The organism is Brenneria sp. L4-2C (assembly GCF_040240335.1).
Lineage (GTDB): Bacteria > Pseudomonadota > Gammaproteobacteria > Enterobacterales > Enterobacteriaceae > Brenneria.
Map to the genome: position 1 here is coordinate 242,021 of NZ_JBEIAC010000004.1, position 24,537 is coordinate 266,557.

A 24,537-nucleotide genomic window follows, 5' to 3' on the forward strand; every position below is an offset into this window, starting at 1 on the left:
GCAGTCGATCCCCGCCTACAGTCGCGGGGATGACGAGGGGTGTTTACGGGGATGACGGGGTGTTTGCGGAAATGACGAGGGGGAGGTGGGGATGATGGGGTTGCCGGCGGGGTGGCGAGGCGGCATTCACAGCGCATGGGAGCATGGAAATGCATAGTCTAAAAACAGACGCATTATGTAAATTTATCTCATTTTCTGTAATGAAGACGCTAATTAACAGGGCGTTAGCAATGTCATTATGCACATTGTTTCTACTATGGCATAAAAATTGCAATATTCATTTTTATTACAATGGCAGGATGATATGACCGGCCGCTAGCGTTGGAGGATGATTATGTGTTTGGGTATTCCGGGAAAGGTCGTGGCGTTGGCATCCGGGGACGAACAACTCGCCTGGGTTGATGTCTGCGGCGTCCGGCGCGAGGTGAATATCGCCCTGGTGCTGGATGGCGTGGATCGTCAACAGCTGATCGGCAGTTGGGTGCTGGTTCATGTCGGCTTCGCCATGAGCCGTTTAGATGAAGAGGAAGCGCAGTCGACACTCGATGTTTTGCGGCAGATGGAAGAGTTGGAACAAGATGTTACATATTTTTTGCGTCAATAAATTCGATTTTGTGATGTGAATCAAAAATTGTCCACTCCATGGGGTGATAATGAGAATAAATACCATTAGCGTTCACTCCTATTATGTCTATGTGGCAAAAATTCTTCTTGGCGTTGTGCTGGCTGTTGAGCTGCTCGCTGGCTTTAGCCGCAACCGATTATGTTTCATTTATTCAGGATATCGAATCCCGGCTGGATAAAACGGCTCAGTTGTATGCGCAGCAGAAGCCGGACGAAGCCCGTACCGAAGTGCAAATGGCCTATTTCGAAGTGTTCGAAAATCTTGAAGGCCCCATTCGTATCAATATCTCCGCGCAAAAAAGCTATCAACTGGAAGCGACGTTCGGTGAAATCCGCCGCATGATCGGCGCCGGAAAACCGCTGGCCGATGTACAGGCCAAAATTTCCTGGCTGAAAGGGGAACTGAACGCGGTGCAGCCCGTTCTGGCGGAAGGGCATAAGCTGGTGGCGCAGGAGCAGCACGGCGCGTATGACAATACGGATATCGCGCTGTACTGGCAGCAGAGTTTCAAGATTATCGATGATTCGCTGGCGCAGGCGATAAGCGATTATCAGGCCGGCGATTACAGCAAAGCCAGCCAGAATGTGCAGCAGGCGCTCTATCAGGGGTTTAAAAACTCCGAGATGGAAATGTCCGTGCGTCAGAACCGTTCCGCGCAGCAGGCCGCCGCCATTAATCAGCAGTTCTCCGCGCTGATCGCCATGACGAATCAACCGGATCAGATGAGCGAAGTCGCCTATCGCGTGACGACGCTACTACAGGATATTGAGGATCTGCTGCCGGGGCTGCCCACCACGCGCGATAGCCAGCCAGTCACGGCAACTCCGGAAGACGATGCCGGCATCGCCGCCGATGATGTGCCTGACGCCGACTGGGGCAACGTCGCCGCCGATATCAATCAGGCGATGCTGGACGCTATCGAACAATATCGTCAGGGGCAGTCCCGACCCGCCATAATGGCGGTGCAGGACGCCTATTTCGATCTGTTTGAAGCCAGCGGGATGGAAAACAAAGTCGGTTCCCGCAACGCCGCGTTCAAGTCCACGCTGGAAGGGTATTTTACTCGTCTGGTCAGCCTGATGAGCGCCGGACAGCCGGTAGAACAGCTGCAAGCGCAGGCGGACGCGCTGAAGCAGGATCTGGCGAATGCCGTCGCCATGCTGGGGGACGGCGGCGATACCCACTGGAGCCTGTTGGTCTATAGCCTGTTGATCATTGTGCGAGAAGGGCTGGAAGCGTTGCTGATTGTGGCGGCCATCGTCGCCTATCTGGTGAAAAACGGCCAGCACGATAAGCTGCCGCTGATCCGACAGTCTGTTTATGTCGCGCTGCTGTGCAGCGTGATCACCGCCGTTATTTTCCAATTGCTGTTTACCAACGCCGGCGCCAGCCGCGAGCTGCTGGAAGGCGTCACGATGCTGATCGCCGTGGTGATGCTGTTCTTTATGAGTTACTGGCTGCTGTCGAAAGTGGAAGCCCGCCACTGGAAAGCCTATCTGGAAGGTAAATTGTCGCACTCCCTGAGCAGCGGGTCGCTGGTGGGGTTATGGCTGACCAGTTTCCTGGCGGTTTATCGCGAGGGCGCGGAAACCGTTCTGTTTTACTACGCGCTGGCGGGGGATGCGAACAATATGATGGGGCATCTCTCGATTCTGGCGGGCTTCGTCATCGGCTGCGTGATCCTGGTTATCGCCTATCTGATTATGCGATTCACGGTGGTTAAACTTCCGCTTAAGCCTTTCTTTATGTTCACCGGCTGCTTTATGTATCTGATGGCGTTTGTCTTTGCCGGCAAAGGGGTGCTGGAGCTGATCGAAGGCAAATTGTTTGAACCGACATTGCTGACCGGCGTGCCTGAAATCAGCGGCCTGGGGATTTATCCCTATGTGGAAACGCTGATACCGCAAGCCGCGCTGTTGCTCGCCGCGTTAGTCGCGCTGCTGATTATGCGGCGGCGCGCCGCGGTCGCCTGATTCTGGAAGTGATGAAAAGCGCTAAACGAAAGATAATTTTTTACATTGATGATATGAGGATGGGTTTGATGAACATGCGAAAAAGTCTGATTGCGGGCGCGGTAATCGCCGGTCTTTTCACCGCCCCGGCGGTGTTGGCGTTTGAAGAGTACCCGGCTGGCGAGCCGGTCACTCTCAATGAAATGGAGATTGCTGCGGTTTATCTGCAACCGATCGACATGGAACCTCGCGGTATGGGACTGCCGGCGGCAAAATCGGATATCCATCTGGAAGCGGATATCCATGCGGTTGAAGGCAATAAGAACGGCTTCGGCGCTGGCGAATGGATGCCGAACCTGACTATCGCCTATACCCTGACCAACACCGATACCGGCGCCAAACAGGAAGGCAACTTTATGCCGATGGTCGCCAGCGATGGTCCGCACTACGGCGCGAACATCAAAATGATGGGCGTCGGCAACTACAAGGTGGTTTACCATATCGACCCGCCTTCCAAAGCCGGCATGCATCGTCATACCGACAGCGAAACCGGCGTCGGCCGCTGGTGGAAGCCGTTTGATGTCAGCTTCGACTTTAAATACGTCGGCATTAAGTGATCCTCCCGACCGCGATGCGTTCTTCGTCATCGTGGTCATATTCACCTCTCGGCAGCGGCGCCTGAAGGCGGCGGGCTCCACGGATAGGCGCGAGTAAAGCCGCCGACGCGCCTGCAATTTGAAAGATGACGGGGATATGAGTTATTTCTTTGTGACCACGCTACAGGCGTTCCTGCCGATAGCGTTGCTGTTAGGGTTGAACTGGAGCCACCGTTCCACGCCCGAAATCAGACCGTTAGCCTGGATAACGCTGCTGGCGCTGATTCTCGGTACGTTGGTTGGGGTACGCCTGCCTGGCGGACAGCAACTGCAACTGTGGATAACCGGTATCCAGGCGGCGGCTTTAGCGCTGTTTCTCGTCAGCCAATTTTTCTCCCACGCGCGTATCGGCTATTTCTGGCAAGCGGCGCTGGTCGCCGGCGCGGCTATCCATTGGGGCGGCGATCCCAATCTGAGCGCCTTAACCGCCACCCATGTGGTGAATACCGAACTCCTGCTGAATTTCAGCGCCGTGGTTATCGCCTTAGGCTGGCTGACGTTCAGCGCCGCGCTTTGCGGCATGATCGTCCGACGCATTCGCGCGCTGCGCTGGCCGCTGCTTATTTTGCTGGTCGCCTTATTAATGTTGCCGATCAGCGGCAACCTGCTGTTGCTATTGATAAAGCTACAGGTTTTGGGGCTGACCAAACCGCGCCTGAGCTATGTCGCCCAGGTGACCAACAGCGCCTGGCTGTTGAATTATCTGAGCGCGCTATTAATGGCATTAGCGGCGTTCTGTTACCTGCCGCCGTTATTACGCGCGCGCCGGCGGATGCGCTCGGAAACGCAGGCCATCGCCAAACGTAAAGCCACGGCCGATTACCGCAATGTGCGTCGCACGGTGCTGGCGACCGCGGCGGCGCTGCTGGCGATCGTCTTGGGGCAGCTTTACTGGGATCAGGTGGCATCCCGTCCGCCGCGCCTGTCTGAGGCATTGCCGGTGACGCTGGCCGAAGACGGCAAGGTGCATATCCCGATCGAACAGATCCGCGACGGCAAGCTGCATCGGTTTGTCTGGGTCGCCGACGACGGCAAAGCGGTGCGTTTTTTCGTCATTAACCGTTATCCGGATCGGCTGCGGCTGGGCGTGGTTTTCGACGCCTGCCTGCTATGCGGCGATCAGGGCTACGTGATGGAAGGCAATCAGGTGATTTGCGTGGCCTGCGACGTGCGTATCTTTATTCCCTCCATCGGTAAGGCGGGCGGCTGTAATCCGGTGCCGATAGAAGGCTGGAGCAATGACGATCGCGAACTGGTGATTAGCCACGCGTCGCTGGCGGCGGGCGCCAACTATTTCACGACCGTGATATCCCTGGAGGTGGTCGATCCGGTGGATGGTTCAACGCTCACCAATGTGAAAGCCGAGCATAAGTATCGCTATGCCGGTAAAACCTATTTCTTCTCGTCTGAAGCCAACTACAACCGTTTCCGTGAAAGTCCTGGCAAATATGTCGCCGCCAGGTCGGCGGCTGACGATCAAGCGGAAGGGGAATAACGATGTTATGGCGCATGTTACGCCAGTCCTGGCGCCGAAATATCCGGCGTAAATCGCTGGCGATATTAACGGTCTTTTTAGCGGCCGGGTTGATTTCGGCGCTGTTGGCGGTCTCTATCGATATCGGCGACAAAATGTCGCGCGAATTGAAATCCTATGGCGCGAATATCCTGATTGAGCCGGCGGGACAGGCGGCGTTACCGGCGTTATTCGGCGAACGCAGCAATCCGCTGGACGGGCAGGACTTTCTCGACGAGGCGGAACTGCCGAACATTAAGGATATCTTCTGGCGTAACAATATCGTCGGCTTTGCGCCGTTGCTCAGCGGCGACGTCGAGATTAACGGACAGCCGGTTGCGATATTGGGTACGTTTTTCTCCCAGCCCGTCGCGGTGCCGGATGAAGAGGACTACCGCACCGGACAGGCAACCGTCAGCCCGTATTGGCAGGTCGCCGGTCAGTGGCCGCAGGAGCCGGTTGTCGAAGGGCAAGTCGCCGAGGTGCTGGCGGGGAAACAACTGGCCCGGCAAAATGGCTGGCAGGTGGGCAGCCGGCTTCGGTTGAAGGGGTCGACAGGCGAGATCCCGGCGCGGGTAAGCGGCATTCTGACCAGCGGCGGCGATGAAGAGAATCGTCTGGTGATGCCGCTGGCGGTGGTGCAGCATTTGCTGGGGCTGGAAGGAAAGATTCAGGCGATCCGCGTGTCGGCGCTGACGGTGCCGGAAAACGATCTGTCGCGCCGGGCGCGTGAAAACCTGGACGCGCTGAACGCCGAAGAGTATGACCTCTGGTACTGCACCGCCTATGTCTCTTCCATCGCTCATCAACTGGAAGAGGCCATCTCCGGCTCGGTGGTTCGCCCTATTTGGCAGGTGGCCGCGTCGGAGGGGGTGGTGATCGATAAGATCCAACTGTTGCTGGCGGTGGTCACGTTTGCCGCGCTGGTCGCCGCCGCCATGGGGATCGCCTCGCTGATGACCAGCACCATTATGGAAAGGGCCAGAGAGATTGGCCTGATGAAAGCGCTGGGCGCCCGCCAATGGCAGATCATGCTGCTGTTCTATCTGGAAGCGGCGCTGAGCGGCTTGCTCGGCGGCCTCATCGGCTGCGTGGCGGGCTGGGGGCTGGCGAAGGCGATCGGACTGATGCTGTTTGGCGTGCCGCTCAGCTTCGCTTGGATCGTGATCCCCTGCGTGCTGGTGATTTCGATGCTGATTGCCGTTATCGGCACCTGGTTCCCGGCGCGGCGTATCGCCAAACTGTATCCGGTGGAGGTGCTGTATGGCCGCTAACGCCTGGATGAACGGCATGTTCTGGCGACTGGTGCTGCGCGCGCTACGACTGCGAATGCAGCGGGTCGGCGTGGTGTTCGCCGCTCTGATGGTCGGCGCGGCGATAGTGACCGCCATGTCCGCCGTCTATTTCGATATCAACGCCAAGATGAGTCAGGAACTGCGCACCTTCGGGGCGAATTTCTATATCGGCCCCGCGCGGGGAAGTTCGTTGCCGCAGGCCACGTTCCAGCAAATTATGGATAACGCGCCGGCCGGGCTCATCAATGCGGCCAGTCCCTATCTGTACGGCATGGCGCGAACCGAACTGGAAAAAGTGGTGCTGATGGGCGTGTGGTTCGAATCATTGCGTCCGCTGGCGCCTTACTGGCAGGTGAAAGGCAACTGGATCGGCGTCAGCTTTGACGATCGCAACGCGATGATCGGCGTCAAGCTGGCGGAGCGGCTGAATGTGAAGGTCGGCGACAGCATTACGCTGGTGGACGATGGCGAGAAGCAACGTTTGCAGATTAAAGGCATCGTCGAGTCCGGCGACGCCACGGACAATATGCTGATCGTCAGTCTGGATCTGGCGCAGAAATGGCTGAATAAAGCCGGCACGATCAGTAATGCGCTGCTCAGCGTCAGTAACGATCTGGGACAGGTGGATCGGTTCGCCGGGCGCTTGCAGCAGCAATATCCGCAGTTGGAAATCAGGCCGATCCTTAAGGTCTCGGCTTCCGAAGGTCAGGTGCTCAATAAGATCAAGGGACTGATGGGATTGGTTTCGGCCGTTATTCTGGTGCTCTCATCCCTGTGCGTCAACACGACGTTGATGGCGATTGTCGGTGAACGTTCGCGCGAGTTTGCCTTGCAGAAGGCGCTGGGCGCCAGCGGGCGGGATATTATCCGCCAGATGCTGGCCGAAACCGGCATTATCGCGCTGGCGGCGGTGGCGTGCGGTTCGGTGCTGGGGTACCTGCTGGCTCAGATCCTCGGAATGGCGGTGTTCAATGCGACGATTTCGCTGCGGGCGCCGGTCTTCCCGCTGACGCTGACGCTCTCTTTGCTGGTCGCCGCCGTCGCGGCCATTGTTCCCACCCGGCGGGCGATTTATATCGAACCGGCTAAAGTTTTAAAAGGAGAGTAGTGCGATGTCCTCATTAATAAAGGGTCGGATCGCGGGGCAGACGCCGGAGGCGGTGATTGAGACTCGCGGGCTATACAAGCGTTTCGGACAGGTTACCGCGCTGGAAGATATCAACATTCGCATCGCCCGCGGCGAATTCGTCGCCATCATGGGCGCGTCGGGATCGGGTAAAACCACGTTGATGAATATCCTTACCTGTCTTGATACGGTCAGCGAAGGCCAGGTGCTGCTGGACGGCGTCGACGCCGCCGCGTTGGATGAAGAGGGAAGACGCAAATTTCGCGCCGATAAAATCGGACTGGTGTTCCAGCAGTTTCATCTGATCCCCTTTCTGACGGCGCTGGAGAATATCATGCTGGCGCAGCATTACCACAGCGTGGTCGATGAGGAAGCCGCCAAACGGGTTCTGGCTCAGGTCGGGTTGGAACACCGCATCGGCCATTTGCCCAGTCAGCTGTCCGGCGGCGAACAGCAGCGGGTGTGTATCGCCAGAGCATTGGTCAACGAGCCGCCGGTGATTTTCGCCGATGAGCCGACCGGCAATCTGGATGAAGAGAACGAACAGCGGGTGTTGGATCTGCTGAGAGATTTACACCGTCAGGGGCGCACCATTGTGATGGTGACGCATAACCCTGAGCTGGGTAAGTTTGCCGATCGTATTATCCGTTTGCAGCACGGTAAATATTTAGGCGAGGAGGTTAATCATCATGCGGTGGCGTAACGGGTTAACCCTTTTTCTGGTGTTGGGCGCGCTGGCGTTACTGGGCGGCTGCAAAGAGGAACAGGTAAGCATCGGCGGGAAAGCGCCCGCGCTGGCCGCCTATGATTTAACCGGGCGGCAGGCGGAACTGTCTCGCTGGCAGGGGAAAAGCGTTTATCTGAATTTCTGGTCTTCGGGCTGCGGCGGCTGTCTGGCGGAAATGGCGACATTGGAAAAGCTGAGCCGGCGTTACGGCGATAAGGTCGTGGTGGTGGCGGTGAATACCGATCCGGACGGCGTGGATATTTCCCCGCTGCTGGCGCAGCACCAGATCAGCTATCCGGTGATCCGCGATCAACTGGGGATCACCAAAGAGCGCTATCAGGTTATCGGTACGCCCACTTCATTTATCATCGACGACAACGGTAAGGTGATCGCGCAACATCAAGGCGCGCGGAATGAACAACAGTTGACGGCGTTGTTTACGCGCCTGGCGCACGGGGCGTGACGGGGTTGGCGATTAAATTCGTTGATCGGGTCGACGTCGCCCATTTTTAGCGCCGGCCTGGGCGCTAAATAGCCGAGCCTGCCTATTTTCCCGCGGGAAGCGACGCTGATACCGCCGCCGCCACCGGCTGGGGTTTGATGCGCATCGCATAAATTACGCCAGTCACCAGACAGACGATGCCGGTCAAGGTCAGCAACGGCGGCCAGGTTTGACGCAGGATAAAGGCGTAACATAGCGCCGCCAGCGTTTCGAATACAATCAGCGGACCGATTAGCACGGTTGGCAGACGTTGGCTGGCTTCATTCCAGCATAGGGTGCCCAGCCATGAGCAAAACAGCCCGATGGCGATCATCAGGGGAATGAACACCTCAGGATGAGGGCCAAGCGGCAGGGCGAACGCGCTGTCGGTCAAAGCAAGATGGCCGCATACCAACATATAACCGAGCAAGGCGATCGGCAGCGTGGCTACGCCCTGTGCCGTCGCCCAGGTCGTCGGCGGCAGATCGGCATGCGCGCGCAGCCAGCGGGCGTTGCGCAGCGGATACCAGGTCCAGCAGATCACGGATATAAACGCCAGAATAATGCCGCTGACATAGCGCCAGACATCCAGCGTCACCGTTAAGGATTGCAGTTCGGCAATATTGACGCAAACGAGTCCTACGGCAATCAGCATCAGCGCCGGTATCAGTTGGCGCCATAAAACCCGGCCGTCGCGTTGGCTGTAGAGCAGATTCGCCGTTACCGCGATCGCCACGGGCAACGTGCCGATAATCATGGTTGACACCGGCGCGCCGGTGCGCTGAATGGCGCTGGCGAGAAAGAAGTAGTAAAGCAGATTGCCGACGGTGGTGAGTTTGGCCGCCTCCCACCAGTCCTGACGGGTTAGCCGACTTAGCCGGCGTCGATCCAGCCAGGCCAGCGGTAATGCGATCAGGCCGAACGCCAGATAGCGTCCCGTTGATTGCAGCGCGGCGGGATATTCAGGCACCAGCAGAGGGCCGACAAAGACTAATCCCCACATTAATCCCGCGGAAAGGGCAAAAAGAATACCGGTTAGCATGATTAAACCTGTTTGTTATTTGAATCGCGCCTGTATTGTGACCATCGGACGACCGAGTGCGGCAACGCGCATGCAATATGGCGAGTATACCCGTTTAACGCTACGGCATGACAGACAGGCGGCGTTTTTTTGACAATCTCAGTCAGCGGTTTTTACGCTCGCTTTCCGCGATATGACTCTTCGGCGTTCCTTTATTTTATTGGCATCCGTGGGAAATAGCGAATTGGACGATGATTGTTTAAATAAGATGAAAATAACTTCAATTATTCGGCGGATTCAATGAGGTAGAGATATTCTGTATAAAAGCTCAAATGCGTTTCACCGAATTCATCCCGCGATTACCGGGTTCCGCAAGGTTGAAATTATTCAGGGTATATTAATTATTATATGAGTTTTAATTTTTATTAATTTGTTATATTAGTTTGTTTTGTATTTATTAATTATTGAAAATTAAATATAAAAAATCATGTGACGATAATCACAATGAGGAGATAATAAATAAGATAAAAACGCCTTTATCTTATAACACAGATAAAAGGTATTGTTTTCATGTCTTCATTATTATTATCGTCCTTATTTCCATTGGTATTTATTATGCTGATGGGATGGTTGAGTGGGAAATTAAATTATATGAAACGGGATGATGCCGGCGTATTGGCGACGGTCGTTATCCGTTTTGCCTTGCCGTTGCATTTGTTTATCGGCGCCTTGAATACCGACCCTGATAAAATAAAGAATTTCTCTTTTGTGGCCGTGTTGTTTATCGGTCTGATGGGCGCTTATCTACTGACACTGTGTATTTCCCGATTAGTTTTTCGCCACGATATCAAGACCAGCGCGATTCAGTCGCTTGTCTGCGCCTTTCCCGATATGGCTTATTTCGGCGCGCCGGTGTTGGCGGTGCTAATCGGACCCGAAGGGTTTCTTGGCGTATTGATCGGCAACCTGATCACCAGCGTGTTTATGATCCCGTTGACGATTGTGCTTATCCGTATGGGCGATAACGGCGGCAATGCCGAGCGTCAGGAGAGCTTGGGCATCATGATCATGAGCAATCTGTATAAGGCCGCTCGCAATCCGATCGTGTGGATCCCGATTCTGGGCGTGACGCTCAGCCTGTTGGGCGTCAAAATTCCGGCGCTGTTGTATTCGTCGATTGATATGATGGGTAAAACTGCCGGCGGCATTTCTCTGTTTGCGCTTGGCCTGCTGTTTTATGGCGAAAACCCGAAATTTAATCTGCATACCCTGACCAACATCAGCCTGAAAAATCTGGTACAGCCAGCCATTATGGCCGCAGCCGGCATTGCTTTCGGGCTCAGCCCCAGCCTGATGCAGCAGGTGGTGATTATCGGCGCGACGCCGTCCGCTATCGCCGCCGGCATGTTTGCGATACGCAGCGATACTTATGTTGAATCCGCTTCCTCGGCGATACTGGTGGGAACCGCCGTCGGGATTTTCACTGAAGGCGTGGTGATCTTTATGATGACGTAGCGCGGGGCGGATGGAAAAATGCAGATATCGCCCGGCGCTCAAGCGGCGTCGGGTCACTCCTCTTCTTGCCGTCGCGTGCGATTTTAAATCCGCCGCACGGCCCTTTGATCCCGTGAGAGCGAGATAATCTATAGATGTAAATCTTATAATTCATGGCAAAAAGATTTAACGGTCGCGCGCGGTCAAAAACCATTGTCTTTGTGTTGTATTTGTAATTAATTGAATTTTATGTGTTTTTATTGTTGATGGCGCTGAGTTACCGTTGGAAATGCATTTGGGAGATGGCTTTAGTATAAAAAAATATAAACAAATCCATTTACTTATTTGTCCTGGGTATTATTCCTTCGTATCTCTATTACATGTTTCGGGCAATGGTGATGGAGTGCAAGGTGAATTTCCAGCAATTGAAGATTATTCGTGAATCAGCGCGGTGCAATTACAACCTGACCGAGGTGGCGAATAGCCTGTTTACTTCCCAATCCGGCGTGAGTCGTCATATCCGCGAGCTGGAAGAGGAGTTGGGGATTGAAATTTTTGTCCGACGCGGTAAACGTTTGCTGGGAATGACGGAACCAGGTAAAGCGTTGTTGACGGTGGCCGACAGGATCCTGAATGACGCCAGCACCATTCGCCGTCTGGCGAATGTGTTCACCAACAATGATACCGGGCAACTGGTGATCGCCACCACTCATACTCAGGCTCGTTACAGTCTGCCTCAAGTGATTATGGCGTTTCGTGAACTTTATCCTCAGGTACGTCTGGTGCTGAATCAGGGAACGCCGGATGAAATCGTCGCCATGCTGCATTCAGGGGAAGCCGATATCGGCATTGCCAGCGAACGGCTGATGAACGATCCCTCGCTGGCGGCTTTTCCTTATTACCGCTGGCACCATGCGATCGTGGTGCCGGAGGCGCATCCGCTGGCTCGGGAACAGATTGTGACGCTGGATATGCTTAACGCCGTGCCGTTGATTACCTATCGTCAGGGCATTACCGGACGCTCCCGCGTGGATCACGCCTTCCAGGCGGTGGGGATGGAGCCGGACATTACGCTGACCGCCCAGGATTCGGATGTCATCAAAACCTATGTGGAGTTGGGACTCGGAGTCGGGATTTTGGCCGATAAGGCTTACGATCCGGTTCGGGACAAAGGGCTGGTGCGCCTGAGCGCTGAACATCTGTTTGAGGCGAATACCGTCTGGCTGGGATTAAAAAAGAATCAGTTACAACGTAACTACGCCTGGAAATTTATCCAGCTATGTAACACCGAACTGTCGCAGGCGGAGATTAAAGAGCGGGTATTTGCAGAGAATGATGAGAGCGTTATCGATTTCCAGATTTAATTTTTCCGCCTGTTTCTTCCCCCGGCCTCTTGCGGGATATCGCATGGGTATCCCCGGCAATCCGTTAAGATAACTGATTAACCAGCCAGAACATTTCTGGCTGGTCGCGCTTTTTCACGCTTGTTTTCTACCGCGACCAAATCGTCGCGCAAATGCATTCCATTAGCATAATTATGGCTTTGCTTATGAACAATCCACTTGATCTCACCGTGGCGGGATAGTAGCATCCCTCGGCATAACAATAACATATGTTTGGTGTTTTGTTTTTAGATACAAATACTTGTGCGCTTTTATTGAATAACTATGTGATTCATCCTTGTGTACTGGCATCGAGAAAATTTTCGCCTGCCGCCCATCAAACATACCCGATATTCGTCACCTCCACGCTTACTTTACGGCTCAATTTGAGCTGAAATTTGCGCTATCGTCGTTCGTTCCCGGCGAGGAGTTTTGAAAGGAAGAGCTCTATGAAAATACAGAAAATCAGCCTGGCCTGGCAAATTCTTATTGCGTTAATCCTGGGTATCGCGCTTGGCGCGGTATTGCACGATCAACCTGAAAACCGGCAATGGCTTGTCAGCAATATTCTCAGCCCTGCCGGCGATATTTTTATCCGGCTGATTAAGATGATCGTCGTGCCGATTGTTATCGCGACGCTGATTGTGGGGATTGCCGGTGTCGGTGATGCCAAGAAGTTAGGACGGCTTGGTTTTAAGACCATTATCTATTTTGAAATTGTCACCACGCTGGCCATTATATTGGGGATTACGTTAGCGAACGTGTTTCAACCGGGCGCGGGGATTGACATGTCGATCCTGACGGCTGTTGATATTTCTCAATATGAGAAAACCACCGAACATGTGCAAAATGGTTCCCATAGCCTGGTTGGCACCGTGTTGTCCTTAATCCCATCGAACATTTTTTCCGCTATGGTCAATGGGGAGATGCTACCGATCATTTTCTTCTCGGTATTGTTTGGCCTGGGGCTCTCTTCTTTGCCAAAAGAGCACCGTGAGCCGCTGCTGAAGGTGTTTCGCGGCGTTTCGGAGAGCATGTTCAAAGTTACGCACATGATCATGCGTTATGCGCCTGTCGGCGTATTTGCCCTGATTTCCGTTACGGTGGCCAATTTTGGTTTCGCCTCATTATTACCGCTGGCGAAACTGGTTGTGCTGGTCTATGTCGCGATACTGTTTTTTGCCCTGGTGGTGCTGGGCGCGATTGCCCGTGTGTGCAAACTGCGCGTTATCACGCTGATTCGCATCCTGAAAGATGAACTGATCCTCGCTTATTCCACCGCCAGCTCAGAAACGGTGTTGCCGAGCATCATTGAGAAGATGGAAGCCTACGGCGCGCCGAAATCGATCACCAGCTTTGTCGTGCCGACCGGCTATTCGTTCAATCTGGATGGTTCCACGCTTTATCAGAGTATTGCGGCGATCTTTATCGCGCAACTGTATGGCATCGAGTTGTCGATCGGCCAGGAAATCGTGCTGGTCGTGACCCTGATGCTGACCTCGAAAGGGATTGCCGGCGTGCCGGGCGTCTCCTTCGTTGTGCTGCTGGCGACGCTGGGCAGCGTGGGGATCCCGTTGGAAGGTCTGGCGTTTATCGCCGGCGTGGACCGTATTCTGGATATGGCGCGCACCGCGCTGAACGTGGTCGGCAATGCGCTGGCGGTGCTGGTGATTGCCAAATGGGAAGGGCAGTTCGACGAGAAAAAAGCGCGGCAATATGAGCGTGAGTTAAGACACGTCGGCAGCGAACCCGTGCAACAAAAGGAAGGTTTTTAAACGCCGGCGTTATACAGAACCCCGGGATGAGGTTGGCGTAGTTACGCCTCCCGGGGTGAATTGTCTCGCTTCGCCTAGTGGCTGACCGAGGATGAAAAAACGTTTACCACCACAACGCCGCCGATAATCATGCCTAAACCGATGAGTGCGGGTAAATCCAGTTTCTGACCGTAGAATAACCACCCGACGGCGCCGATGAGTACAATACCGACGCCAGACCAGATAGCATAAATTATCCCTATCGGTAACGTCTTCATGGTGATGGAAAGGCACCAGAATGAGAGTCCATAACAGACAACGGTGATGATACTGGGCAACAAACGGCTAAAACCCTCAGACGCTTTCAGACAGGTCGTTGCAATCACTTCCATCACAATGGCTACGGCAAGAAAAATCATGCCTCCATTACTCATATTTTTTTACCACCATTTTGCAAAATAACCGACTTTGTTTCACTGCGGCTCAACTCGCCGGGAAACTGCGGCAGACATTCTCTCATCAACCATCCGGGCGGGCAATGTCTTCCATCTGCCCACCGGGCGGGCTTACCGGCGCTGGAAATCCAACGTTATCAGTTGTTTCCGATTCGGTAATACCGTAATAGCTTTCGCTTTTAATGAAAAGCCGATCGCCGCCATGGCGGCAGTGGTGGTTTCTTCATTGATCTGATGATACACCTGTGAGATATCAACGAAGGCATCCTGATAGGGTGATGCGGATACAAAACCATCGTCGTTATTTTTTTGAATCACGCAGGAGACATATTGGGCTGGATGATTTTGCAACCTGGCGCAAAATACCTCTAATCCGATATATTCAATAAGCAGATTGGCGACAACTAAATCCACCGCGGGGAGCTGTGTGTCCGGCCGGGTCAGATCGAGGTTTAACAGCCTCAGCGTATCGCCCATATGGCGATAACGCTGCCGGCAGTTTTTCAGGTAGTCTTCGTTGATATCCACGCCATACGCTTTTTCAATCGACTTGCCGTCAATATGTTCCAGTCCGTTACCGCCGGCCACGCCAAGTATACATAATGTTTTTACAGGAAAATCATTGAACTGGTGGCGCATAATGTTGTTCAACGCCTGTAGCTGCCCAACGTCCGGCAGTTGCATATGTGATTCATAATCGGACAAGGAAACCTTTTGCCACGGATTCGTCATCTATTCCCCCTTGTTGTCTTCTGATAATAAGACTAATCATCATTATTTTTATTAAAAATAAATTTCACTGGGTAATTACATTGCTCTGGATTATTGCGGCTGTCGCGATTGCGAATATTATCGCCGCTTAGATCATTAAACGCCGCACGCAGGGAAAAGTCACCCTGCTATAGGTAATGGGAGCAAGATAATAAGCCGTTTATAGATCGGTCATGTGAAAGGGAATAGGCAAATGGAGAATGAGTGTAATCACTTATTTTTGGAGATAAATGATTATTAGAGGAAATGTAAGCATTCTGTTCCTAATCAAGTAAAACAAAAGACCGTCCGGTTTTCCGAACGGTCTTGTCATACAGAAGTGGTAATTAGAGGAAGCCGTACAAACCGGCAAACACCCAGCCGAATACGCAGGATGTAAACACCCCGATTAAGCCCGGCAGGATGAAGCTGTGGTTAATAACAAAACGGCCGATTTTTGTTGTACCTGAGCGGTCGAACTGAATGGCGGCCAGGTCGCTTGGGTAGGTCGGCAGAATGTAGTAACCGTAACAAGCGGGCGCGGAGGCGACGATATAAGCCGGGTTGATGCCGATCGCCAATGCAATCGGCACAATAGCGGCTAAAGCGGCGGCCTGAGAGTTAACGAATTTCGACACCAGCAGCAGAATAATCGCGTAGGCCCACGGGTACTGTGATACCAGCGTACCCAGCGTGGATTTAATCTCTTCCAGATGCGCGCCGAACATGGTTTCCGCCATCCAGGCAACCCCATAAACGGCGACGATGGCGATCATACCGGAGCGGAACACCTCGTTTTTCGAGATGGAAGCCGCGTTGGTTTTGGTGGCGATAATGATGATTGCGCCAGCCAACAGCATAAACATCTGAATAACCAGCACCATGGATAAGGGCTTACCGCCGAAATGCGGACGCAATTCGGATACCGCGCCCAGAATGGCGACGGCGGCAATGGCGGTCAAAAAGATCCACATGGCGACCCAGTTGCTGCGCGGCAGTTTTTTGTCCAGCAGCGTCGCGGTATCGCCATACACATATTCCTTGTTTTCCGGAACAGAGATAAATTTCTGAAACTCCGGATCCTTATCCAAATCTTTACCGCGGAACCAGCTAAAGATACCAATGGCCAGAATACCCAACAAGGTTGACGGAATGGTAATCGACAGCAGGTCGAGGAACTCCAGGTGTTTGCCGTGGAAGGTAAAGTTAGCCAGCATCGCCACCAGCGACACAACGGCTACCGATACCGGACTGGCGATAACCCCCATCTGCGCGCCGATGGAGCTGGCGGCCATGGGTCTTTCCGGACGGATATTATTCTTGATGGCGACATCGTAAATAATCGGCAGGATGGTATAAACCACATGGCCGGTACCGCACAGGATGGTCAAGATACAGGTAACGAACGGCGCGATAATCGAAACATATCTGGGATTACGCCGCAGCAGACGCTCAGCGATCTGCAACATCACATCCAGACCGCCTGAGGCCTGAAGCGTAGCCGATGCCGCCACCACAGCGATGATGACCAGCATAACGTCAATAGGCGGTCTGCCTGGCTGGAGCTTGAATACAAATACCAGAATAACGAGCCCGATACCGCCTAATAATCCCAGAGCTATCCCACCTTTTCTTGCCCCATAAAAAAGGCAGATCAGGACAATGACTAATTGAATGATAAAATCCATTATATACCCCATTGCTCGAAGTGACGGGTTAATTAATAAAGTTGTCTTACCTTCGTCACGGGTACTATATGGGGCGTTTGCGCTTTATTTTTTTGATCTGAGTCTACTATTTTTTATCTTTCAGTATTTTATTCAAAATAGAAGAACTAGCTCTCAATAATCATCTCTCTTTGGTTTATTTAGTTTTTTAATTATGACTTTAGTTTTTTAATATGAATTGAAAATCAATGGATTATATTCATATTGAACAGGGTTTTAAATATTAAAAATCTATCACTCCATTGTTATTTTTTTGTTGTTGGTTGGTTCTCTGTTATGACTTTCTCGGTTTTATTTTTTTGATAAATAACCTTTATTTTTTTGAGGTTAAGCGTTTTTTTGTGGTTGATTTTTTTTAGTTTATTGATTTTTATTTGATTTTTTATTTTAGATGAAAGGGCTGTTTGCCGGGCGAAAATGTCAATTATCGTTTTTTTTCAATATTCCAATTAATGATAATAACCAGGTTATTTTAAGCTGTTTTTATCTAATGATGTTTTCCAAGCCGAGATTTTCTTTTTTTAAAAATGGGATTTTGAAAATAAACCGATCTGAATTGCCGGTTGCATTAGTTTAAAAATAAAATTGCTTATGCCGATTTGGCGCTAAGTTTTTATTGGCGTATAAAATCTATGAGGGAATTAGATTGGTATAAAACGAGGCATGGACAACCGGCACCGTAACTTGAAAAAATGAAAGGGGCTATTTTTTACAGGCATCGCTTAGTCATGGTTAAAATAGCTGGCGAGTCGATAGAGCATCGTTTTGATTGCGTAGGGCTGATTATTCTAATCTGTCAGGCGCGTGAATCTCCGTCTGTTATCGTTGCCCGCCGTCTGATTTCCGGCGGCAATGGACTACACTTATCTGAACATTCCTCAATCCATTGTCTATCAGGAAATCAAACATGACTAAATCCGATCCCCAAAAAGATGCCACTGTCAGCGAAGGGCTGGCGAAAATGCGTGAGGCGGCGGATAAGCTGACCGAAGAAGAGGTGGCCGCGTTGGCTGAAAAGGCGAAAAAGGCGGTGACGGACGCGAAAAAAGAGGCTGAACAGAAACGTTAGCGATACCGCATCGTCTCATGATGAACGAAAGGTCGCGTTGTTGATATTAACTGACGAGCCGCGGGTATTTTATACAGCGTAAAGTGGCCGATATTTTGCATGTGTCTTTTATAAGTGAAGAACCAGTAACGCGTAAAAAACCACTGATTTTCTGTTTATAAGGGAAGTGTTATGCACGATAAATTGCTCATAGATGGTAAACAAGTTGCGGGTCAGGGGGACGTGCTGGCGGTTTTTAATCCCGCAAATGGAGAGCAAATCGCATTGATAGCGCAGGCCGACCTACATCAGGTTGATGCCGCGGTGAAAGCCGCCGATGCGGCATTCGCGCAGTGGGGAAAAACGACGCCCAAAGATCGCGCCGCCTTATTATTAAAAATTGCCGATGTGATCGAGGAACATGCCGCGGAGTTTGCCCGACTGGAATCCCTTAACTGCGGTAAACCCTATCATGCGGTGCTGAATGACGAAATACCGGCCGTTGCCGATGTGTTCCGGTTTTTCGCCGGCGCGGCGCGTTGTCTGAGCGGTTCGGCGGCGGGCGAATACCTTGAGGGGCATACCTCAATGATCCGGCGCGATCCGGTCGGCGTGGTGGCGTCTATCGCCCCGTGGAACTACCCATTGATGATGGTGTCCTGGAAACTGGCGCCGGCGCTGGCCGCCGGTAACTGCGTAGTGCTGAAGCCGGCGGAACAAACGCCTTTGACCGCCCTTTACCTGGCCCATTTGCTGGCGGATATTCTGCCTGCCGGCGTACTGAATATCCTGTTCGGCAACGGCGCCGGCGTGGGCAACGCGCTTACCGGCCACGAAAAGGTGCGCATGGTCTCCCTGACCGGGTCGATCGCCACGGGCGTGAATATTATTTCCAACACGGCATCCAGCGTTAAACGCACGCATATGGAGCTGGGCGGTAAAGCGCCGGTCATCGTTTTTGACGACGCGGATATCGAACAAGTGGTTGACGGCATTCGTAGTTTTGGTTTTTATAACGCCGGTCAGGACTGTACCGCCGCCTGTCGCCTTTATGTCCAGCGCGGCGTTTATGATCGGGTCGTGACTGAACTGGGTAAGGCGGCGTCTACGCTGAATATGGGCGATCCGATGGATGAAAACACCGAACTGGGACCGTTGATTACCGAAGCGCAATTGGCAAGGGTCGCTGGTTTTGTCGAAAGAGCCCGCGCGCAGGCGCATATCACCGTGGTAACGGGCGGTAAGAAAAGAGAAGGAAAAGGGTATTATTTCCAGCCGACCGTGCTGGCCGGCGCCCGTCAGGAAGATGAGATCGTCCAGAAAGAGGTTTTTGGTCCGGTGGTTTCCATCACCCCGTTCGATGACGAAGAGCAGGTGATTGGTTGGGCTAATGATTCCAACTATGGGCTGGCGTCATCCGTGTGGACCAGGGATATCGGCCGTGCGCATCGTCTGGCGGCCAACTTGCAATATGGCTGCACCTGGGTGAATACCCATTTTATGCTGGTCAGTGAAATGCCGCACGGCGGACAGAAACTATCCGGCTACGGAAAAGATATGTCGATATACGGCCTGGAGGATTACACCCTTGTTCGCCATATCATGATCCGACATTAGTCCCGTCTGAGCGTACAACGCCGCATGACCTGCGTTTTCACCGCGGTAATGCGGCGTGAGTCAGTCTTCCCCACCTGCTTATATTTCCCGCGCGCGAACGCTGCATCCTGATGGTGTGATTGCACTATTGTGGGGCGATGTGAGCTTTTGTGGTGCAAATAAAGGGTGTTTATCGGTTTATTTTCTAAAAACAAGCCCTCTATTAGCTTTTAATTCTGATGGTTAATTTTTATTTGTCTTTTTATTTCGCTTTTGTAAGCCATATCAGGTTTTAATCTTTTATTAGCTTTCGGGGCTGCTTACTGGCGTGTTATGTGCATTAATTAAACTGATATCGCGTGATATCAGTTATAAAGGAGCGCATTTTGTCCAGATCAACGTCAAACCTCAACCCGCTAGAGTGTACTCAGCAGGCATTGCATTGGATTAAAAGCGAAAACTTAACCACCGATGAGGTGGCGGCATTAAATCGCGATGTTCTAACTTCTTTTCGTGAATACGTCAATCCAGGTTTTCTTGAATACAGAAAATCCGTCACCTCCGGGGGCGAGTATGGCGCGGTTGAATGGCGCGCCAGCGGCCCGAATACGTTAGTCGATACCCAGGGAAATGAATATCTGGACTGTCTGGGCGGCTTTGGCATCTTCAGCGTTGGTCACCGCAATCCCACCGTTATCGCCGCGGTAGAGCAGCAGCTTGCCAAGCAACCGCTGCATAGTCAGGAACTTCTCGACCCGCTACGGGCCATGTTGGCTAAAACGCTGGCGGCATTAACGCCGGGCAATCTTAAATACAGTTTTTTCAGCAACAGCGGAACGGAATCGGTTGAAGCGGCGCTGAAACTGGCCAAGGCTTATCAGTCCAAACGCGGTAAATATACGTTTATCGCCGCGTCGGGCGCGTTTCACGGTAAGTCGCTCGGTGCGCTGTCCGCTACCGCCAAGGCTGAGTTTCGTCGTCCTTTCATGCCGTTGATTCCTGGTTTTCACCATGTTCCTTTTGGCGATATCAGCGCTATGAGGAAGCAGGTTCATCAATGCCAGAAGACCGGAGATGACGTTGCCGCCATCATCCTTGAACCCATTCAAGGGGAAGGCGGCGTAATTGTGCCACCGGATAATTACTTACCTGCAGTCAGAGCATTATGTGATGAGGTTGGGGCATTGCTGATTCTGGACGAAGTGCAGACCGGCATGGGGCGGACGGGCAAGATGTTTGCCTGTGAGCATTATGGCGTTCAGCCCGATATTCTTTGTCTGGCTAAAGCGTTGGGCGGCGGAGTGATGCCCATCGGCGCGACGGTGGCGACGGAAGAGGTCTTCTCCGTACTGTTTGAAAATCCGTTCCTGCACACCACAACCTTTGGCGGCAATCCGCTGGCTTGTTCGGCGGCGCTGGCGACCATCAATGTCCTGTTGACCGATAACTTACCTGAAAAAGCCGCGCAGCAAGGCGCTTTCTTGCTGAAAGGACTGAAGCAGTTGGCCGCCGGCTACCCGGAATTGATTGCCGAAGTTCGTGGTCTTGGTTTGTTGCAGGCTATCGAGTTCAAGAAAAACGAGATTGGTTATGCGTTCGCTAAAGAACTTTTCCATCGCAACATTCTGGTCGCGGGGACCCTGAATAACGCTAAATCCGTTCGCATTGAACCGCCGCTTACCATTACCCATGAACAGTGCGTTCGGGTGTTGAAAGAGGCGGGAGAAGTGTTGAAAAATTTAAAGGCGATGATGCAGGAAGAGAATAACATCAAGGAATTCGCCGTCGAATAAGATAGCGATACGGATATTCAGCCTTTTCTTATGCCATTCAAAAAGCCAGTCAGCCAGACGCCGACTGGCTTTTTGCATACAGAATCCCCTGCTTAGCTCTGTTTCTTATACATAAATCCAAGGAACCTCTAGAGGCCATGTTTATTCTGGTCTTGGGTTCATTCTTGGTTCTTTGTTTTTTTGCTTTTCGTCGGCGTAAGAAATGACGGCCTTCTGGCGCACGAAATAGCGCTGAGCTCACATATACCGTGTGACTAAGAGACCGGCTTAGCTGGAGGCCGTTATCGTTCGCCAGCGTTTTTCTTTCGCGTCGCATTCCAGTTTCCCAACTGTCAGCTATTAGCCCGTCGTTAGTCCGCTACTATCTCGGGCAAGGACTCAGGGATGGCGAGGGCGGGGGATGCAAACACATGATGCGATATTTAAACAGTTTCTCGGTGATATTGATGTCGCGCGGGATTTCCTGTCGATCCATTTACCGCCGGACATCAGGGAACGTTGCGATTTCGCCACATTGCGGTTGGAGCCGGCGTCATTTATTGATGACAAGCTGCGTTCAAGGGTATCGGATGTGCTCTACTCACTGCATACCTCCGCGGGGAAAGGCTATATTTATTGCCTTATTGAACACCAGAGCAGGCCGGAAAAACTCATGGCATTTCGCTTGTTGCGCTACTGCCTGGCGGCGATGCAGCAGCATCTGGAACAGGGACATAAACAATTACCGCTGGTGGTGCCGTTACTGTTTTATCACGGTAAACGCTCTCCTTATCCCTATAGTCTGCGCTGGCTGGATGGTTTTGATAATCCGCAGTTGGCCGCACAAATTTACGGCGACGCATTCCCGCTGATAGATCTGACCGTCATGCCGGATGAGGAAATTAAAACGCATCGACGCGCGGCGTTGCTGGAGTTGGTTCAGAAGCATATTCGTACCAGGGATATGCTGGAACTGGCGCGGGATATCGGGTTATTATTTGAACGCTGGCAGGTGCCGCTGGCGCAGAAACGGGCGCTGTTGTTTTATATTGCGCAGACTGGCAATACCTCCAGACCGGCAAAGTTTATCGATACCGTGACTGACGCGCTATCCGCGGATAAGGAAGAGATCATGACGATTGCACAACAGCTTGAGAAGATTGGTTTTGAGAAAGGTATCCAGCAAGGGCTGAAGCAGGGAGAAAAGCGCGGCATAGAAAAAGGCATAGAAAAAGGCATGAAAGTCAGCGCTTGCCACATCGCTCGCCAATTGCTGCAAAGCGGTATGGACAGAGAAAAAATTCAGCAGATTACCCGGCTTTCGGATGAAGAGATGGCGCAGTTATCCGGTAAGGCTCCATTCGATCCTGAAAATTAATCAGGGAAACGATTTTTCCTGGCGCAGTGCGACGCCCTACCGTGATAACGTTAATGCGACTCAGGTTGCGCCAGCTTTTCCACCCTATCCAGGCGCTCTTTCCACGGGTCGGCCTGTTCTATGATGTGTTCCGCGCCGTTGGCCGGAACGATCAGAATGTTGTCTTGTTGCTGGCGATAGCGCTCCCATGCTGGCAGATTGGCGCTATCCGGCCGACCGGTACGGGCAAAATTCACCCAGTACTGCTGCATTTGCCGGGCGACGGCGCGATCCTTTGCCGTGAGCCGATCTCCGTAGCGCGCGGTCAGCGTATTAAACACATAAGGGATCTCGCTGGCATGCACCGCGGCCGGCCATTGCGCGCGCATACTGTCCGCGACATAGCCAAAACGATACTGCCATACCGGAATCCCGGCCTTATCCCAGATGCGGGCGACAAAACGCGCAGGCTCAACCATCAGCGTATCGCTGGCAATCGCCTGAGCGACCGCCTGAGGCGTCATGTCCCGATAAGCCAGCCTGGCTTGTCGGCGATCGGCTGCGGCAAAAACCGCCACCGCCTCATCCAGGGTTTCCACCCTGGGAGGAAAGCCGACATCGGCGTCGGTTGCGCCAATTATCAGCGGTACGCGCTGAAATGCCCCCTGGCGATAAAGATCCTGTGGTTCGCCGCCGATCAGTTTGCCGTCGAGCATCGGGCCGGAGTAATCCGCTGACGTCATCGTCGCCATATTCAGGCCGTTGACCACCTTGTCCGCCGGAATGCTGCGTAACGCCGCCAGCGCGTGTTCTTTTTCCCCGCGGATGCCATTGGCTTGCGCAAACGCCAGCCCGGCTTGCTCCGCTTTGGCCCAGTCTTGAGCGATCGTCAGATTATGTCTGCCGCCGCCCGATTGAATAATAGCCTTGTGAAACAGCCCTTGCGCCAAATCGGTGGTGAGCAGCGAATGGATGGCGAACCCGCCGGCGGATTCACCGAACAGCGTGATGTTTTGCGCATCCCCCTTAAATTGAGCGATATTTTTTTGCACCCATTTCAGCGCCGCAATCTGATCCATCAGGCCGTAATTGCCGCGCAGCGGCTGGTCGGCCAAGGCGGGATGGGCGAAGAAACCAAAACGGCCGACGCGATAGTTGAAGCTGACGAATACCACGCCCTGTCGTGCAAACGCTTCACCGGCATAGACGCTGGGTGATGAACCGCCGTTGACGAAACCGCCGCCATAGATCCACACCATCACCGGCAGTGGTCCATGCGCGTTGACGGGGCGCCACACGTTAACCGTCAGGCAATCCTCGCTGAATCCGACGCCAAGCGGAGCGGCATCGCCGGGAAAATGCTCCTGCATGCAATCTTTACCGTATGCGCTCGCCGGACGCACGTCCGTCCAGCGCGCAACCGGCTGCGGCGGTTGCCAGCGTAGTTCGCCGACCGGCGGCGCGGCAAAGGGAATGCCTTTGAAAGCATCGACGCCCTGCGCGGTGGTGCCGATGATACGCCCGCTATCTAGCGTAACTTCGGGCTCGCCGGCAAGAGCGGCATGGCAGAGCGAAGAGATAATCATCAGCCCGATCGCGAGCGTTTTATTCATCGATGTTTGTCCTTTTTTAGTCCCAAAAATTTGTCAGACAGGTTCGTCTTTATTTATTCGGTCGGTCATTCCCGGTCAATCTACTTATAGGGCGCATGTCCGGAGGTGACAATATTGAGGGACTAGATATGTGAGTCAGCTTTCATTCTTCCGGTTACCACAGGAATGGCGCTATGTCCTTTGAAATCATTGG

General features: G+C 52.9%; 20 protein-coding genes. 15 read left to right on the forward strand and 5 right to left on the reverse strand.

The window, feature by feature from the left end; all coding sequences use genetic code 11:
- Nucleotides 1-334 precede the first annotated feature (334 nt).
- The 8 genes from hypC to ABRZ26_RS09000 all read left to right on the forward strand — a co-directional run bounded on the left by hypC (nt 335) and on the right by ABRZ26_RS09000 (nt 8,357).
- Nucleotides 335-604 carry a HypC/HybG/HupF family hydrogenase formation chaperone gene (gene hypC / locus ABRZ26_RS08965; protein ID WP_319603910.1) on the forward strand — a complete coding sequence of 90 codons (270 nt, stop codon included), beginning with the start codon at nt 335-337 and terminating at the stop codon, nt 602-604.
- Nucleotides 605-687: 83 nt separating this feature from the next.
- Nucleotides 688-2,598: an FTR1 family iron permease gene (locus ABRZ26_RS08970; protein ID WP_319603911.1), complete on the forward strand. Its 1,911-nt coding sequence runs from the start codon at nt 688-690 to the stop codon at nt 2,596-2,598.
- Between the two features lie 68 nt (nt 2,599-2,666).
- On the forward strand, nt 2,667-3,194 hold the full coding sequence (locus ABRZ26_RS08975) for an iron transporter (RefSeq protein WP_319603912.1): 528 nt from the start codon (nt 2,667-2,669) through the stop codon (nt 3,192-3,194).
- Nucleotides 3,195-3,330: 136 nt separating this feature from the next.
- A complete protein-coding gene (locus ABRZ26_RS08980; RefSeq protein WP_319603913.1) occupies nt 3,331-4,728 on the forward strand; it encodes a Fe-S-containing protein in 1,398 nt (465 codons plus the stop codon).
- A gap of 2 nt (nt 4,729-4,730) precedes the next feature.
- Complete coding sequence (locus ABRZ26_RS08985; protein ID WP_319603914.1) at nt 4,731-6,020, forward strand: ABC transporter permease; 1,290 nt, start codon at nt 4,731-4,733, stop codon at nt 6,018-6,020.
- Nucleotides 6,021-6,036: 16 nt separating this feature from the next.
- Nucleotides 6,037-7,149 (forward strand): ABC transporter permease, encoded by a 1,113-nt coding sequence (locus tag ABRZ26_RS08990; protein ID WP_319604001.1) that lies wholly within the window; start codon nt 6,037-6,039, stop codon nt 7,147-7,149.
- A 4-nt stretch (nt 7,150-7,153) separates the two neighbouring features.
- Nucleotides 7,154-7,870 (forward strand): ABC transporter ATP-binding protein, encoded by a 717-nt coding sequence (locus tag ABRZ26_RS08995; protein WP_319603915.1) that lies wholly within the window; start codon nt 7,154-7,156, stop codon nt 7,868-7,870.
- Complete coding sequence (locus ABRZ26_RS09000) at nt 7,857-8,357, forward strand: TlpA family protein disulfide reductase (protein ID WP_319603916.1); 501 nt, start codon at nt 7,857-7,859, stop codon at nt 8,355-8,357. Before ABRZ26_RS08995 ends, ABRZ26_RS09000 begins: the two co-directional genes overlap by 14 nt.
- 82 nt (nt 8,358-8,439) lie before the next feature.
- On the opposite strand, the gene ABRZ26_RS09005 is transcribed toward ABRZ26_RS09000, so the two are convergent.
- Nucleotides 8,440-9,417 carry a DMT family transporter gene (locus ABRZ26_RS09005; protein ID WP_319603917.1) on the reverse strand — a complete coding sequence of 326 codons (978 nt, stop codon included), beginning with the start codon at nt 9,415-9,417 and terminating at the stop codon, nt 8,440-8,442.
- A gap of 549 nt (nt 9,418-9,966) precedes the next feature.
- Here ABRZ26_RS09005 and ABRZ26_RS09010 point away from each other — a divergent pair.
- The 3 genes from ABRZ26_RS09010 (at nt 9,967) to gltP (ending at nt 14,047) form a co-directional block, all read left to right on the forward strand.
- On the forward strand, nt 9,967-10,911 hold the full coding sequence (locus tag ABRZ26_RS09010; RefSeq protein ID WP_319603918.1) for an AEC family transporter: 945 nt from the start codon (nt 9,967-9,969) through the stop codon (nt 10,909-10,911).
- Nucleotides 10,912-11,300: 389 nt separating this feature from the next.
- Nucleotides 11,301-12,254 carry an HTH-type transcriptional regulator Cbl gene (gene cbl, locus ABRZ26_RS09015; RefSeq protein ID WP_319603919.1) on the forward strand — a complete coding sequence of 318 codons (954 nt, stop codon included), beginning with the start codon at nt 11,301-11,303 and terminating at the stop codon, nt 12,252-12,254.
- A 467-nt stretch (nt 12,255-12,721) separates the two neighbouring features.
- Entirely contained in the window at nt 12,722-14,047 is a 1,326-nt protein-coding gene (gene gltP / locus ABRZ26_RS09020) for a glutamate/aspartate:proton symporter GltP (RefSeq protein WP_319603920.1), read from the forward strand.
- A 74-nt stretch (nt 14,048-14,121) separates the two neighbouring features.
- Here the strand turns inward: gltP and ABRZ26_RS09025 are convergent, their stop codons facing one another.
- The 3 genes from ABRZ26_RS09025 to ABRZ26_RS09035 form a co-directional block, all read right to left on the reverse strand.
- Nucleotides 14,122-14,445, reverse strand: a complete 324-nt coding sequence (locus tag ABRZ26_RS09025; protein WP_413556137.1) for a DMT family transporter — start codon at nt 14,443-14,445, stop codon at nt 14,122-14,124.
- 147 nt (nt 14,446-14,592) lie between these two features.
- Entirely contained in the window at nt 14,593-15,213 is a 621-nt protein-coding gene (locus tag ABRZ26_RS09030) for a class I SAM-dependent methyltransferase (protein WP_319603922.1), read from the reverse strand.
- A gap of 365 nt (nt 15,214-15,578) precedes the next feature.
- Nucleotides 15,579-16,919: an anaerobic C4-dicarboxylate transporter gene (locus ABRZ26_RS09035; protein ID WP_319603923.1), complete on the reverse strand. Its 1,341-nt coding sequence runs from the start codon at nt 16,917-16,919 to the stop codon at nt 15,579-15,581.
- Between the two features lie 946 nt (nt 16,920-17,865).
- On the opposite strand from ABRZ26_RS09035, the gene ABRZ26_RS09040 reads away from it, so the two are divergent.
- The 4 genes from ABRZ26_RS09040 to ABRZ26_RS09055 all read left to right on the forward strand — a co-directional run bounded on the left by ABRZ26_RS09040 (nt 17,866) and on the right by ABRZ26_RS09055 (nt 22,752).
- Nucleotides 17,866-18,027 (forward strand): hypothetical protein, encoded by a 162-nt coding sequence (locus tag ABRZ26_RS09040; protein ID WP_319603924.1) that lies wholly within the window; start codon nt 17,866-17,868, stop codon nt 18,025-18,027.
- Between the two features lie 171 nt (nt 18,028-18,198).
- Nucleotides 18,199-19,623 carry an aminobutyraldehyde dehydrogenase gene (gene patD, locus ABRZ26_RS09045; RefSeq protein ID WP_319603925.1) on the forward strand — a complete coding sequence of 475 codons (1,425 nt, stop codon included), beginning with the start codon at nt 18,199-18,201 and terminating at the stop codon, nt 19,621-19,623.
- A 365-nt stretch (nt 19,624-19,988) separates the two neighbouring features.
- A complete protein-coding gene (gene ygjG, locus ABRZ26_RS09050; protein WP_319603926.1) occupies nt 19,989-21,395 on the forward strand; it encodes a putrescine aminotransferase in 1,407 nt (468 codons plus the stop codon).
- A 400-nt stretch (nt 21,396-21,795) separates the two neighbouring features.
- On the forward strand, nt 21,796-22,752 hold the full coding sequence (locus tag ABRZ26_RS09055) for an Rpn family recombination-promoting nuclease/putative transposase (RefSeq protein ID WP_319603927.1): 957 nt from the start codon (nt 21,796-21,798) through the stop codon (nt 22,750-22,752).
- A 50-nt stretch (nt 22,753-22,802) separates the two neighbouring features.
- On the opposite strand, the gene ABRZ26_RS09060 is transcribed toward ABRZ26_RS09055, so the two are convergent.
- The gene (locus ABRZ26_RS09060; RefSeq protein ID WP_319603928.1) at nt 22,803-24,344 is read right to left on the reverse strand and encodes a carboxylesterase/lipase family protein; all 1,542 of its coding nucleotides are present in this window, start codon (nt 24,342-24,344) and stop codon (nt 22,803-22,805) included.
- Nucleotides 24,345-24,537: the final 193 nt, after the last annotated feature.